This window comes from uncultured Intestinimonas sp., from assembly GCF_944387725.1.
Taxonomy (GTDB): domain Bacteria; phylum Bacillota; class Clostridia; order Oscillospirales; family Oscillospiraceae; genus Intestinimonas.
In genome coordinates, this window is record NZ_CALXGA010000057.1 from 1 (window position 1) to 13,679 (window position 13,679).

At 66.6% G+C, this 13,679-nt stretch carries 11 protein-coding genes and 1 pseudogene; 1 reads left to right on the top strand and 11 read right to left on the bottom strand.

Annotated features, from left to right (window positions below):
* From Q0K09_RS08365 to Q0K09_RS08375, 3 genes and pseudogenes are all read right to left on the bottom strand, one after another.
* Positions 1-484: pseudogene (locus Q0K09_RS08365) on the bottom strand (hypothetical protein); the annotation flags it as partial.
* Between the two features lie 105 nt (positions 485-589).
* The gene (locus Q0K09_RS08370; RefSeq protein WP_294475222.1) at positions 590-1,660 is read right to left on the bottom strand and encodes a glycosyltransferase; all 1,071 of its coding nucleotides are present in this window, start codon (positions 1,658-1,660) and stop codon (positions 590-592) included.
* Between the two features lie 117 nt (positions 1,661-1,777).
* Entirely contained in the window at positions 1,778-2,551 is a 774-nt protein-coding gene (locus Q0K09_RS08375; protein ID WP_294475223.1) for an AIM24 family protein, read from the bottom strand.
* Positions 2,552-2,752: 201 nt separating this feature from the next.
* Between Q0K09_RS08375 and Q0K09_RS08380 the strand changes: the two genes are divergently transcribed.
* Entirely contained in the window at positions 2,753-4,105 is a 1,353-nt protein-coding gene (locus Q0K09_RS08380) for a hemolysin family protein (protein ID WP_294475224.1), read from the top strand.
* 220 nt (positions 4,106-4,325) lie between these two features.
* On the opposite strand, the gene Q0K09_RS08385 is transcribed toward Q0K09_RS08380, so the two are convergent.
* The 8 genes from Q0K09_RS08385 to aspS form a co-directional block, all read right to left on the bottom strand.
* On the bottom strand, positions 4,326-5,012 hold the full coding sequence (locus Q0K09_RS08385; protein ID WP_294475226.1) for a hypothetical protein: 687 nt from the start codon (positions 5,010-5,012) through the stop codon (positions 4,326-4,328).
* Between the two features lie 8 nt (positions 5,013-5,020).
* The gene (locus Q0K09_RS08390) at positions 5,021-6,433 is read right to left on the bottom strand and encodes a Sapep family Mn(2+)-dependent dipeptidase (protein WP_294475229.1); all 1,413 of its coding nucleotides are present in this window, start codon (positions 6,431-6,433) and stop codon (positions 5,021-5,023) included.
* 23 nt (positions 6,434-6,456) lie between these two features.
* Complete coding sequence (locus tag Q0K09_RS08395; RefSeq protein ID WP_294475231.1) at positions 6,457-7,095, bottom strand: helix-turn-helix transcriptional regulator; 639 nt, start codon at positions 7,093-7,095, stop codon at positions 6,457-6,459.
* Positions 7,096-7,129: 34 nt separating this feature from the next.
* Positions 7,130-8,737 carry a CTP synthase gene (locus tag Q0K09_RS08400; RefSeq protein WP_294475233.1) on the bottom strand — a complete coding sequence of 536 codons (1,608 nt, stop codon included), beginning with the start codon at positions 8,735-8,737 and terminating at the stop codon, positions 7,130-7,132.
* Between the two features lie 169 nt (positions 8,738-8,906).
* Complete coding sequence (locus Q0K09_RS08405; protein WP_294475234.1) at positions 8,907-9,290, bottom strand: hypothetical protein; 384 nt, start codon at positions 9,288-9,290, stop codon at positions 8,907-8,909.
* An 81-nt stretch (positions 9,291-9,371) separates the two neighbouring features.
* Positions 9,372-9,773: a hypothetical protein gene (locus Q0K09_RS08410; protein ID WP_294475236.1), complete on the bottom strand. Its 402-nt coding sequence runs from the start codon at positions 9,771-9,773 to the stop codon at positions 9,372-9,374.
* A gap of 287 nt (positions 9,774-10,060) precedes the next feature.
* Positions 10,061-11,437 (bottom strand): TraB/GumN family protein, encoded by a 1,377-nt coding sequence (locus Q0K09_RS08415; RefSeq protein ID WP_294475238.1) that lies wholly within the window; start codon positions 11,435-11,437, stop codon positions 10,061-10,063.
* A 117-nt stretch (positions 11,438-11,554) separates the two neighbouring features.
* Positions 11,555-13,330 (bottom strand): aspartate--tRNA ligase, encoded by a 1,776-nt coding sequence (gene aspS / locus Q0K09_RS08420; RefSeq protein ID WP_294475240.1) that lies wholly within the window; start codon positions 13,328-13,330, stop codon positions 11,555-11,557.
* Positions 13,331-13,679 lie beyond the last annotated feature (349 nt).

Consider the following 13,679-nt stretch of genomic DNA (forward strand, 5'->3'; position numbering starts at 1 on the left):
CCGTAGCGCCGGCGGGGCCCGTAGCGCCGGCGGGGCCCGTAGCGCCGGCGGGGCCCGTAGCGCCGGCGGGGCCCGTAGCGCCGGCGGGGCCCGTCGCGCCGGCGGGGCCCGTCGCGCCGGCGGGACCCGTAGCGCCGGCGGGGCCCGCAGCGCCGGCGGGACCCGCAGATCCGGCAGGGCCTGTAGCGCCAACGGGGCCTGTGGGACCCTGGGGGCCGATGGGTCCCGCCGGTCCGGTGGTTCCGGGGAGGCCCATGGGCCCCGTTGGACCCTGGGCGCCCCGGGGCCCCATGGGGCCGGGGACGCCGGGACAGCCTCTGGGGCCCATGGGGCCCTGCCGCCCCCGGCTGCCCTCCGGCCCGGCAGGGCCTGTGGGACCTGTGGGCCCCCGGAGGCCCCAGGGGCCGCAGCAGCCCCGGTCCGGCATCCAGCAGCCGAAGGGGTCGTCGCCGCCCCGCCCGTCAAAACGAGAACAATCGAACATGCCATTCTTCCTTTCGGAGCATTTGCCGGGCCGGCCAGCCCGGCACCCCATGCTATGCGCCCCCGCCGCACTCCGGCACCACAGGCCCCGCCGTTGTGAGCATGTTCAGATCTCCAGTCCGGAGAAGTACCGCCGGTTCCAGGCCACCGCCGGGGACTCCGGCCAGCACAGCGCCGCCCGCTCATTCCACGCCTCCGCCTCCGTGCGCCGGCCCAGGCGGTCGCAGCACAGACACAGCCCCAGACAGGGGAGGTAGCCGTAGCTGGGCAGATGGACAAAGGCCCCGCTCCGGCTCCGCTGGGGGGCCCGGAGGGCCGCCTGATACCAGTAAAGGGCCTCCTCCCAGCGCCCGTCCCCGGCCTCCAAACCGGCCAGGTCGCAGCAGGCCTCCCCCCGGGGCAGGTCCCAGGCGAAGGAGCGGACCAGGGCCTCCTTTGCCTCCCGCCGCCGCCCCTGGGCCTCCAGGCAGGCGGCCAGATCCCGGCTGGCCTGGAGGCGGTTTTCCACCCAGCCGTCGGGCCGGGCCAAGAAGTCCCGAAAGGCGGCCTCCGCCGCTTCGTACCTGCCGTGGGCCAGCAGTTCCCGGGCGTAGTAGAACTGCCCCCGGGCGTCCAGGACTTCCCCCCGGGCCAGCAGGGCCTCATAAATCCGCAGATTCCGCGCCCCGTCTCCGGGTCCCGCCCTGCGGTGCTCCACCGCCGCCCCGCCGTACCGGACGCTCCCCCGGGGGACCAGGCACTCGTGGACCGCCCCCTGCCAGCGAAAGCCCGCCTCCCGGCGGACCAGCCGCTCCCGGTAGTAGACGAAGGCCGGTTCCCCCCGGGGCCCCAGGGCGGCGCGGTAGGGGAGCATCACCAGGTCCACAGAGCCGTCCAGGCCCTCCTTGAGCTCCAGAAAGGCGGGGACCTGGTCCGGGGGAATCACGTCGTCGGCGTCCAGCCACAGGAGATAGTCGCAGGTTCCCTGTGCAAAGGCGAAGTTTCGGGCGGCGGAGAAGTCGTCGGACCAGGGGAAATCCAGCACCCGGCCGTACTGGGCGGCGACGGCCCGGGTGGCGTCAGCGGAGCCGGTGTCCACCACCACGATCTCGTCCACAATGGGCCTGACGCTCTCCAGACAGCGGGCCAGCACCCTCTCCTCGTTCCGCACGATCATACACAAACTGATGGCAGCCATACTGCGGCACCTCCCTGGGGCAGTCTATGCGCCCTCTGGGGACGGGTGCCAAAAAAGCGCCTGGGCGGCGCGGCCCAAGGAACCGCCCGCCCAGATGTGACTATGCTTGTGTATGGATCAAATATTGGGCATATTGCCGGTGGGCATCATCAGTACCTTGCCAGTGCCCCGGTAGACGTTAACCAGCCCCTCGCCGGAGGCGGCGGATCCGATGAGGCTCTTGCCGGAGCGCTCCACCGTAAACTCCAGGCTGTTGCTCCAGGCGATGGCGAAGTTGCCGTCTATCTTGAGCACGTCGTTTTGCAGGGTGATCTCAATGAGCTCCTCCCGGGGGCATTTGGACTCGAGGCAGAAGACGCCGCTGCCGTTGAGGCTCAGGTTGAACATGCCTTCCCCGCCGGCCACGGCGGAAGAGAGGTTGGAGCGCATCACCGCCTTATGCTGGAGGCTGGACTCGCAGGCCAGAAAGAGGCCGTCATCCAGCACCACTGACCCACCCCAGTCGTCGGCGCTCATGAGAATCAGGTGTTTGTAGGTGGGCTCCAGCACCAGCAGGCCGTCGCCGGCGTACTCCGGCTTGATGGCCGACTCGCCGGTGGCCTTGCCCCGGAGGGCCTTCCCGAAGAGGTCCCCCACGCCCTTGATGCCGGTGGTGGCGCTGACGTTGCCCAGCATCCACTGCATGGCGCCGGCCTGGATGGTCACCGGGGCGCGGCTGAGGTGGCAGACCAACTGGCGCTTGCGGACGTTCATCTGGGCGCTGTAGTAGGCCGTGAGGGCGGAGCCGGGGGTGACGCTCAGGTCCCGCTGATACTCGATGACCTGAAAGGCGCCCAGCTCGGAGAGGATTTTGACGTCGTCATTGTCGGTAAAATTGGAAACCTGATACATAAAGCCGCCTCCAATAAAATTTTGTGGAAACCGCTCTCATGATACCAAGGCCCGGGGCAAAAGGCAAGTCAAATCCATGTAAAATCCCTCCCACACATTCCACAGAAAATATTGCGGGAAAGAGATGCTTTTTCCCCGGGGATATGGTATACTAGGGCATCAAGCGCCTGTAGGGCGCGCAATTATAAGGAGGAATTTTCTTTGTCACCCGACCCCATATGGCCGCAGATTCTGTTGCAGGTCATCCTGATTCTGCTCAACGCCTTTTTCGCCTCCACAGAGATCGCGGTCCTCTCCCTCAATGAGAACCTCCTCCGCCGGCAGGCGGAGGAGGGGGACAAAAAGGCGGCCCTGCTGCTGACCATTGTCCAGACCCCCACCAAGTTTCTCTCCACCATCCAGATCGGCATTACCCTGGCCGGCTTCCTGGGGGCGGCCTTCGCCGCCGAGAACTTCGCCAGCCGCATCACCGCCTGGCTGGTGGACGGCCTGGGCTTCAACGCCCTGCCCCGGGAGGCGGTGCAGTCGGTGTCGGTGAGCCTCATCACCCTGGTGATCTCCTTCTTCACCCTGATCTTCGGGGAGCTGGTGCCCAAGCGGGTGGCTATGAAGAAGGCCGAGGGGGTAGCCCGCTTCGCCAGCGGGCCGGTCCACGCCCTTTCGGTGGTCATGAGCCCCGTCATCGCCCTACTTACCCTGTGTACCAACGGCGTCCTCCGGCTCATGGGCATCGACCCCAACGCCGAGGAGGAGGAGGTCTCCGAGGAGGGCATCCGCATGATGGTGGACATCGGCGAGGAGAAGGGGGCCATTGAGACCGACGAGAAGGAAATGATCGAAAACGTCTTCGAGTTTAACGACACCGTGGCCGAGGACGTGATGGTCCACCGCACCGACATGGTGATGCTCTGGACCGGGGACAGCGACCGGGAGATCGTGGAGACCATTGAAGCCTCGGGCCTGAGCCGCTTCCCGGTCTACGAGGAGGACGCCGACGACATCATCGGCATCCTCAGCAGCCGGGACTACTTCCTCAACAGCCGGAATGCCTCCCCCAAGCCCCTGCGGGAGCTTCTGCGGCCGGCCTACTTTGTGCCGGGGTCGGTGCCCGCCGACGTGCTCTTCCGGGACATGCAGAGCCGGAAAGTCCACATGGCCATCGTGGTGGACGAGTACGGCGGCACCTCGGGCCTTTTGACCATGGAGGACCTGCTGGAGGAGATCGTGGGGAACATCTATGACGAGTTCGACCCCCAGGAGGACCAGGAAATCATCCAGCTGGAGCCCAACTTGTGGCGGGTGGCCGGCGGGGCCGAGCTGGACGATGTGGCCAAGGCCTTGGACATGGCGTTCCCGGAGGACCAGGGGGCCGACACCCTCAGCGGTCTGGTCTTCGACCAGCTGCCGGTGCTGCCCAAGGATGGGCCCAGCCAGGTGGAGGTGGACGCCGCCGGGCTCCACATCAAGGTGGAGTCCATCGCAGACCGCCGGGTGGCCTGGGCCCTGGTGTCCAAGCTCCCCCAGGGCGGGGAGGAGGCGGGGGAGAAGAACTAACCTATATCAGGAGGGCCGGCAGCCGCCGGCCCTCTTTTTTGCCGTTTTCCAGTGGGGGAGGGGAGTTCCCCCTGGAGAAGCCGTCCTCTACGGGCCCCACAGCAATCTCGCCTGCCCGTGCACTGCGGTCTGGGCAGAAAAACGCGGAGGGAGTACCTGAAACGGTACTCCCTCCGCCGTTATGTGGGCAACCCTTTCCCGGGACAGAGCCCCGCCGGTCTCAATAGGGCAGAATCAGGGTGGAGAGGTTGTTGTAATCGTTGTCCCCCATAGAGTAGTACCCCTCCTCGTCCGGGGCCACCAGCACCAGGATGCTCTCCACATCCAGGTAGCCCATCAGGCCCAGCCGTCCCCGGCACAGGTCCACGACGCCCAGGGCCCACTGGTTTTCATATGTGCGCTCCAGCCCGGCGCGCTCCTGGGCCGTCAGGCCCTCCAGCGTCACGCCGGCATAGTCTGCGGCAAACTCCGCCTGGAACCCCTCCAGGGCGTCCTCCCGGACCTGGACAAAGAGGTCCAGGGGCCGCACCGACACCTCCACGGCATACCGGGTGTCGTCCAGGGCCACTGCCCCTTGGACGGTGTACTGGGCCATGGCGCACACCTGGGAGAGGAAATCCAGCACGGCCTGCCGGGTCTCCTGGGTGAGGGCGGCGTCATTGAGGTCAAACTGGTAGGCAAAGCGCCGGTACTCCTCCTCCAGGGCGGCTTCATAGACGTCCTGGGCCTCCCCATCAGTAAGGTCCACCAGGTCCAGGAAGGCGTTGTCCCACTCGCCCTTGTAGGTCTCGTCCAGCACCCCGGAGACATAGCTGGCGGCGTCGAAGCTGGTCATGGTTTCCCCGCCGCAGGCCCCCAGCCCCAGACACAGGAGCAGGGCCGCCGCCAGGGCGGGGAGCCGCTTCACCCCGCCCCTCACCGGCACAGCTCCGCGATGGCCTGGGTGTAGATTTTGCAGGCCGTCAGCAGGTGCGCCGCCGGGACCCGCTCACCGGCGGCGTGCATCCGGGTGTCATAGCCCGGGAAACACGCCCCGAAGGCCACCCCGCCGGGGATGTCGTGAACGTAGGTCCCCCCGCCGATGGCCAGGGGCTTGGGGTCGGCCTCCCCGGTGCAGCCGGCGTAGCAGCGAAGGAGGGTCCGCACCAGCTCTGAGCCGGCGGGGACCTGGTGGGCGGGGTGCATCTCCCCGTCCCCGGTGACGGCGATCCCGTGGGCAGCCAGGGCGGCCTCGCAGGCCTGGCGGCAGTTCTCCTCGCTGGCGCACAGGGGGAACCGGACGTCGAGCTTGGCGGAAAAGCCGGCCTCGGTGAGCTTCATCAAGGCCAGATTCAGGGTCAGGGGGCCGGACTGGGCGTCCTCCATGGCGATGCCCAGGGATCGGCCCCGGTTATCCCCAAAGGGGAAGAGCCCGGCCATGGCCCGCACCGCCCGGGTGCTGCCGCATTCGGCCAGGGGCAGGGCGGAGAGGACCTCCAGCAGGGCGGCAATGGCGTTGACGCCGCCGTCCGGGGAGGCGGCATGGGCGTTTTTCCCCTGGCAGTGGATGTGGCAGCCGTTGGCCGAGGGGCTGACGGTGAAGACCGCCCCGGTGCGTTCCTCTGTCTGACGGCAGACCGGCTCGGCGTCGGGGGCAAAAATACCCAGCACCACGGCCTCGGCCTCGGGGGGCACCACGTTCTGCCGCAGACCCCCGGTGAGGGCGGCCACCCGGGGCAGGGCAGGGGAGAGGTCCCACGCCGCCCCCAGGTCCGGGTGGTACTGCCCCTTCTCAATATGGATCACGGGGAAGCCGGCGTCTGGCGTAAAGGCATAGGGAGCGTAGGGCTCCCGGCCATAGTAATAGTCCAGGTCGGCCGAGCCGCTCTCCTCGTCGGTGCCCAGGATGAGCCGGGCGTTGGCCGACAGGGGGAACCCCAGGTCCCGGACGGCCTTCATGGCCAGGAGGGCGCACACCACCGGCCCCTTGTCGTCGCTGACCCCCCGGCCGTAGAGGACCCCGTCCCGCTCCACACAGGCATAGGGGTCGGTGGACCAGCCGGATCCCTCTCCCACTACGTCCAGGTGCCCCAGGATGTGAAGGCGGGTGTCCATGCCGTTGAGGTCGCACAGGCCCACATAGCCGTCATAGCTCCGGGCGGAAAAGCCCAGCTCCCGGCAGAGGGCCAGGGCCTCGTCCAGGGCGGCGGCGGGGCCGGGGCCGAAGGGGGCGCCGGGGGCGGGCGCCCCCTTCACGCTCTTCACCGCCACCAGCCGGGAGAGGGCGGAGATCAGCTCCTCCCTCCGGGCGGGCTCCCGCCAATAGGCGTCAATCTGCGCTTGGTACATATGCTCCCTTCCTTTCTGCGGGTTCACTCCTCCGCCCCGGCCTGCCGGGTAACCTCGTCCAGATATTTGTAGACCGTATACCGGCTCACCCCCAGGCGGCGGGCTACATAGGGCACCGACTTGCGGTAGGAGAAGGCGTTCTGCTGCTCCAGCAGGGCCACCAGCTTCAGCCGGTCGGACTTTCCCAGGGCGTCTGCCGGCTTGCCCAGGGCGGCCAGGCACTGCTCAAAGAGGTCGGCCAGGGCGCTGTCTCCCCCCTGGAAGAGGGCGCTCTTCAAATCGGACTGGACGTTTATCAAATCGGCCAGAATGCGGTTGGCGTAGACCAGAGAGGTGTAGTCAAAGTTGATGCCCAGGGCCAGGTTGTAGTCTTCCCCAATCAGGTGGAAGGTAGAGGACTTGATCTGCTGTCCCGAGGGGGTGGTGGCCGAGAGGTTCACCTGGTCCCGGAGCCGGGCCTCGTCGTCCAGCTCCCGGCCCGTGCCCAGGATGTCCTCGGTGGAGCCCACGCTCCGCCCCGAGACGTGGCCGTTATAGATGGATAAAATGGGGTGGGAGCGCACCCCCATGTCGTGGACCAGGGTCTCGCAGGAGGAGCCGAACATCTCCGCGATGCCCCTGGCGGCCCGGTCTAAGAATTCAAAGGCCCCGTCACGGTCCATATTGCGCCGCGCCTCCCTTTCCGATGTCTTTTCTTCAGCCTCGGCACTCCCTGGCCGCCGCCACAAAGGCCCGGAACAGGGGGTGGGCCCGGTTGGGCCGGGACTTGAGCTCCGGGTGGAACTGAACCCCCACAAACCAGGGGTGTCCGGGGAGCTCCACCGCCTCCACCAGCCGCCCGTCGGGGGAGAGGCCCGCCAGCCGCAGGCCCTTCCGGGTCAGGAGCTCCCGGTAGTCGTTCTGGAACTCGTAGCGGTGGCGGTGCCGCTCAGAGATGTCCTGGGTCCGGTAGGCCTCCCAGCAGGGCCCCTCCCTGCCGGTGAGACGGCAGGGGTAGGCCCCCAGGCGCATGGTGCCCCCCTTGGCGGTGACCCCCACCTGGTCGGGCATCAAACCGATGACGGGGTAGGGGGTGTCTGGGTCCAGCTCGCTGGAGTGGGCCCCCGCCAGCCCCGCCGCGTGCCGGGCAAACTCCACCACGGCCATCTGCATCCCCAGGCAGATGCCCAGGAAGGGGACCTTCCGCTCCCGGGCGTACCGAATGGCCGAGAGCATCCCGTCCACCCCCCGGCTGCCGAAGCCCCCGGGCACCAGAATGCCCTGGCAGCCGGCCAGCCGCTCCGCCGCATTTTCGTCGGTGAGGGTCTCGGAGTCCACCCAGCGGATGTCCACCTTGCGGTCGTTTTCAATGCCCCCGTGGGCCAGGGCCTCCACCACCGAGAGATAGGCGTCGTGGAGCCCCACATATTTGCCCACCAGGGCGATCTCCAGCCGCTCCCGGGCGGAGCGCTCCCGCTCCACCATGGCGGTCCACTCGGAGAGGTCCGGGGGGATCTCCGGCAGGCCCAGCCGGCGGCAGACCGCCTGGTCCAGCCCCTCCCGGTGGAGCATCAGGGGGACCTCGTAGAGGGAGCCGGCGTTGAGGTTGGGGATGATGTTCTCCGGGGGCAGGTTGCAGAAGAGGGCGATCTTCCGCCGCAGGTCGCCGGACACCGGGTACTCCGAGCGGCAGACAATGATGTCTGGCTGGATGCCCAGGCCCAGCAGCTCCTTCACCGAGTGCTGGGTGGGCTTGCTCTTGAGCTCTCCCACCCCGGGAATGGCCACGATGAGGGAGACGTGGAGGTACATCACATCCTGACGGCCCACCTCGGTACACACCTGCCGGATGGCCTCCAGGAAGGGCTGGGACTCGATGTCTCCCACGGTGCCGCCGATTTCCGTGATGACCACATCCACCCCCGGACGGCGGCCCACCCGGTAGACCCGCTCCTTGATTTCATCGGTGATATGGGGGATGACCTGGACGGTGCCCCCCAGGTAGCCCCCCTCCCGCTCCCGGTTGAGGACGGTCCAATAGACCTTGCCCGAGGTCACCGAGGAGTCCGCCGTCAGATTCTCGTCGGTAAAGCGCTCATAGTGGCCCAGGTCCAGGTCGGTCTCGGCTCCGTCATCGGTGACGAAGACCTCCCCATGCTGGTAGGGGTTCATGGTACCGGGGTCCACGTTGAGGTAGGGGTCCAGCTTCTGGTGGGCCACCCGGAGCCCCCGCTGCTTCAAAAGCCGTCCCAGAGAGGCCGCCGTGATGCCCTTTCCCAGGCCGGACACCACGCCCCCCGTAACAAAGATGTATTGAACCGCCATCTGAAATTCCTCCCATCTCAATCGGATGGGACGCCCTTGTCCCCAGAACCCCGTCGTCCCCGTTTCAATCTCCTCTATTTTATGCGCAGCGGCCCCCTCCGTCAAGGGGGGAAGGCGCAAAAAGGGCGGGAGAACGGCCCGTGCCGTCCCCCCGCCGGAGGTCATCTGCTTACTGCCGGGTGAACTCCATCAACACGCCGGACTCCTCCATGGACAGGGTGTCCCCGTCCAGGGTCATGGTGTCGATCTCCCCCTGGATGTCCAGTTCCACGGTGTTGCCGTCCTGGGTCCAGGTGCCCTCCACGGACACACCGGCCAGTTCCACGACCACCGTGCCGTCCTCCTCAAAGGTACAGGTCATGGAGCCGCCGAGCACGCTCTCCAGGGCGTCCTGGTTCACGGTAACGCCCTCCTGGGAGCCGCCGCTGAGAACCCAGGTGCTACCGGCCAGGCCGCTGCCGCTGCCGCCGCTGCCGCCGCCGCAGGCGGCCAGGCTCAGAACCATGGCCAGGGCCATTACCAGGGACAGGAACTTGGTCTTCATGTTTCTCATCGCATTGCTTCCTCCTTTTCATGCTTTCCCTCCGAATGCTTGGAAAGACTAAATCTTTATATCGGCAGAAAATTCTGAAACTTAAGGGGGAGCTTCCCATTTTTGTTTGCTTGCTCCTGTTTCCAGAAAGCTCACCATGGCGGCATAGAGACCGTAATCGCCGCACTCGCTCTTCAGCCGGCCGGCCTCCAGCTCCGCTGGAGTGAGGCCGCAGGCTCGCTCCGCCAGCTTCTCCGCCGCCTCCAGGGCCTTGGCGCAGGCGGCCTCCTGGAGGAGGTCCAGGGGATAGAACTTGTTCTTCCGATAGCACAGGGGGGCCAAGACCATCTCCAGGCTGATGTGCCGGTGCTCGGTTTCCAGACGGAAGGTGACGGTGAGCGCCTTGCCCCGCTTTCCGGTCAGATCTACCCCCTTCACCAGCTCCTCAGGCAGGAGGGAGCGGGTCCCCAGCTCATAGTTCCGCTCCCCCTTGCGGTAGGACACGGGGATAGTAAGTATATGTGGTGACCTTGAACTGGCTGCCGCCGTGGGTTTCGCTTTTTTCGTAAACGGAGAAGACCGCGTTGCCGTCGTTGGCCTGGAGCAGGAACTGCTACACCCGCTCCACCAGGACCCAGCGGTCGCTCCCTTCCTGGGCCCGCTTGCGCCCGGCGTTCCTCCGGGCCCAGTTCACGGGGCCGAAGCCCCGCCGCGCCCCCAACCCGGTCAGCATCAGAAGACCCAGCAAAATGTTAAACAGTGGCGGAAACCGCCGCCTCCTGCGGCGCCCCTCAGGGCGCCAGCTCTACGGTATAGCCCAGCTCCTGGAGGCCGCTGACGATGCCGCCGGGGTCCACCATATGTCCGGCCCCCACCGCCAGGAAGAAGGTGTTCTCTCCCTCCGTCTCCAGGTATTCCGCCGCCGCAGCGATCATCCCCGGGTCCCGCTCCGTGAAGAGCTTGGCGTTGAGTTCATCGTCGCTGTCCAGAACGGCCTGCTTGTTGTAGACCGCCGCAAAGGCCTCGGGGTCCCGGTCCTTCCATGCCTCAAACATGGCGGCGATCTGCTCCTGCTGGGCCTGGGCCTGGGTCTGGGCCTCCTCGGTGGCGGCCTCGCCGCTGAGGAGGCCCTCCAGGCCGGTGAGGCTGGCCTCCAGGTAGGCCTCCTGGTACTCCGGGGTGAGGCCGTCAAAGATGCCGCCCTGGAAGGCGTAGGTCTCCACTGCGGCGATCTCCTTGCCGGCGTTCACCGCCTTGGCGTTGATGTAGGAGTCAATGGCCATCATGTTGGCGCTGGTGGTGTCATCCTGGAGGCCCAAGGTGCCGAAGGTGCTGGCCAGGGCCCAGGGCTTAAAGAGGTCTAAGGACTCGGCGGGCATCCCCACCGCCGTCCAGGCCGCCTGACACCGCTCGTAGAGCTCCGGGCTGATGCGGTCGGCCAGGGTGGTGCCGTCGCTGTAGAGCATCAGCCCCTGGAGGTAGGCCATGCCCTCCGTGTCGTTTAAGTCCAGCTCAAAGATCACGGTCTGGGAATCATCAATGGCCTCCCGGACGGAGCGGTGGAGGGGATAGACGTTGCTGCGATCCAGGTGGATAGTGCCCAGGAGGTAGAGGGTGTTGTCCCCGTTGACAGCCCGCCACAGCAGGCCCTTGGAGCCGGCGTCATTGGCGTCGTAGACCGCCAGGATGAGCCGCTGGGTCATCACCATGGCCTCCTGGTAGGTGCAGGGGTCGGCCAGGCGCAGGTCTCCGTTCTGGTCCCCCTGGACCACCCCCAGGCCGGTGAGGAAGACCTCCGCTCCGGCCTCCACGCCGTCGATGTCGTAGGCCGCCGCCTCCTGGTAGAGGGCGTTCATCACGCCGCCCCGGGTGGTGTCCACCACCAGCCCGGCGGCGTCCGCCGGGCGCTGGGGCAGCTCCAGCAGAGCCAGCTTATCCGCCGCCGCTGCGGTCATGGCCTCCAGCTGCTCCTGGGTCACGGGGCTTTGGATGTAGCTGGAATAGTCATCGTCCACCAGCCCCATGGCGTAGCTGTCTGCCAGGGCGTCATAGGCCCAGGGGCCGGGGACCTGCGCCGGGGCCTCCGGCTCGGCCGCCAGAGCGGGGACGGCCAGCAGGGCCGCCGCAAGGGCCCCTGCCAGGGCCCGCCGGGTCCAGTTCCAAATCATAAGTCCATGCTCCTCTCTTGTCATTTATTTCAATTTCAGAAGGACTCCCTTCCGCCCACACTCTATCATATTAGCTGGGGCCTGTCAAGGCGGACGCCCCCGCCTGGCCGGGTCCTTTTAATCCTCCGGCTCCACCAGGGCAATGTGCAGCTCGTCCAGCTGCTTCCGGGTGACGGGGGAGGGGGCGTCCATCATCAAATCCTGGGCGTTTTTGTTCATGGGGAAGGGGATGATCTCCCGGATGGAGTCCTCCCCGGCCAGGAGCATCACCATCCGGTCCACCCCGGGGGCGATGCCGGCGTGGGGGGGCGCACCGTAGCAGAAGGCGTTGTACATGGCGGGGAACTTGGCCTTCACGTCCTCCTCTCCCAGGCCAGCCAGCTCGAAGGCCTTGACCATGATCTCCGGGTCGTGGTTCCGCACCGCCCCGGAGGAGAGCTCCACCCCGTTGCACACCAGGTCGTACTGGTCGGCGGTGATGGTCAGAGGGTCAATCTCCCCCCGCTCCGCCTGGAGCAGGACCTCCAGCTGGCCCTTGGGCATGGAGAAGGGGTTGTGGCAGAACTCCAGTTCCCCGGACTCTTCCCCAATCTCGTACATGGGGAAGTCGGTGATCCAACAGAACTCATAGCGCTCCTTGTCCATGTGCTGGGGGGCCAGGGCGGGGAGGAGCTTGATGAGGACCCCGGCAGCCTTCTGGGCGGACCCCCGCTTCCCGGCGGTGAGGCCTACGAAGGTCCCCGGCTCCAGCCCCAGGGCCGAGACCACCTGGTCGCGGATGGGCTGGACGAACTTGGCGATGCCGCCCACCACTTCGCCCTTCTCGTCCAGGCGGAACCAGTAGCACTTCTCCCCGGACTGGACCTCCACGTCGGCGCAGAGCTTGTCAATCTGCTTCCGGGTGGCAGTGAAGCCGGTGACGGCCACGGCCTTCACGGCGTTCCCCTCAAAGGGCCCGAAGCCGCAGCCGGCGAGAATCTCCGTGGCGTCGGCGCAGGTGAGGTCAATCCGCAGGTCTGGCTTGTCGGTGCCGTAGGTCTCCAGGGCCTCCCGGTAGGGAATCCGCCGGAAGGGGGCGGTGGAGGCTGTATGATACTTGCCGAACCGGGCGAAGACCGGTGGGAGGACGTCCTCGATGACGGCAAAGACATCCTCCTGGGAGGCGAAGGCCATCTCCATATCAAGCTGGTAGAACTCTCCGGGGGAGCGGTCGGCCCGGGCGTCCTCATCCCGGAAGCAGGGGGCGATCTGGAAGTAGCGGTCGAAGCCGGCGGCCATCAGCAGCTGCTTGAACTGCTGAGGGGCCTGGGGCAGGGCGTAGAATTTGCCGGGGTGGTTCCGGGCGGGCACCAGGTAGTCCCGGGCCCCCTCGGGGGAGGAGGCGGTGAGGATAGGGGTGGTGATCTCCAGGAAGCCGTGGCCGGTCATGGCCTGCCGCAGGGCGGAGACCACCTGGCAGCGCAGAATGATGTTGTGTTTGACCTCGGGGTTGCGCAGGTCCAGGTAGCGGTACTTCAGGCGGGCGGCCTCGTCGGCCTCCCGGCTGCGGTTGACGGGGAAGGGGAGCTCGTTGTACCGGCAGCGGCCCAGCACCTCGATTTTGGAGGGGACCACCTCGATGTCCCCGGTGGGCAGCTTGTGGTTCTTGGCGTCCCGCTCCCGGACACACCCCTCCACGGAGAGGGTGGACTCCTTGTGGATGGACTTCACCAGCTTAAGCGTTTTAGCGTCCTCCACCACGATCTGGGTGGTGCCGTAGAAGTCTCGGAGGATGACGAAGGCCAGTTCGCTGCCCACCTCTCGGACATTCTCCATCCAACCCACCAGCTTGACCTGCTCTCCCACATGCTCCATGCGGAGCTCATCGCAGGTATGGGTACGGGATTGCATCATCTGTTTTCGCTCCTTTTTGTTATATTTTATCACTATAATTACAATTTGGATTGATTTCAGGGGTTCCTCTGGGGTCCGGCGGCTCGCCGGAGCGGATTTCCGGCACTCAGCCGGAACCCGCAGGGCAGGACCCCGGAACGGGGAACCCCCTCACGCTTCGGCTTCGCCGCAGCCAGCTCTTTCAATGGGAAGCCAAGAAGGAGGCGGTGGGAGCTGTAAACCCCTTCCGGCTGGCCGCCGGACCTCACAGGGCGGAACCCTGGACTCGGGTCCTCCTTAGGGCTTGTTTGAAAATTGGCGATGTGTCCAGCAGCGAGGGATTTTGAGCCGCTGGCAAGCAATTTTTTCG

Bases quoted from the DNA above. Each gene is read 5' to 3' on its own strand.
- Q0K09_RS08370 (WP_294475222.1), bottom strand. From the start codon at position 1,660: ATGGCTGCCATCAGTTTGTGTATGATCGTGCGGAACGAGGAGAGGGTG.
- Q0K09_RS08375 (WP_294475223.1), bottom strand. From the start codon at position 2,551: ATGTATCAGGTTTCCAATTTTACCGACAATGACGACGTCAAAATCCTC.
- Q0K09_RS08390 (WP_294475229.1), bottom strand. From the start codon at position 6,433: ATGTACCAAGCGCAGATTGACGCCTATTGGCGGGAGCCCGCCCGGAGG.
- Q0K09_RS08395 (WP_294475231.1), bottom strand. From the start codon at position 7,095: ATGGACCGTGACGGGGCCTTTGAATTCTTAGACCGGGCCGCCAGGGGC.
- Q0K09_RS08400 (WP_294475233.1), bottom strand. From the start codon at position 8,737: ATGGCGGTTCAATACATCTTTGTTACGGGGGGCGTGGTGTCCGGCCTG.
- Q0K09_RS08405 (WP_294475234.1), bottom strand. From the start codon at position 9,290: ATGAGAAACATGAAGACCAAGTTCCTGTCCCTGGTAATGGCCCTGGCC.
- Q0K09_RS08415 (WP_294475238.1), bottom strand. From the start codon at position 11,437: ATGATTTGGAACTGGACCCGGCGGGCCCTGGCAGGGGCCCTTGCGGCG.
- aspS (WP_294475240.1), bottom strand. From the start codon at position 13,330: ATGATGCAATCCCGTACCCATACCTGCGATGAGCTCCGCATGGAGCAT.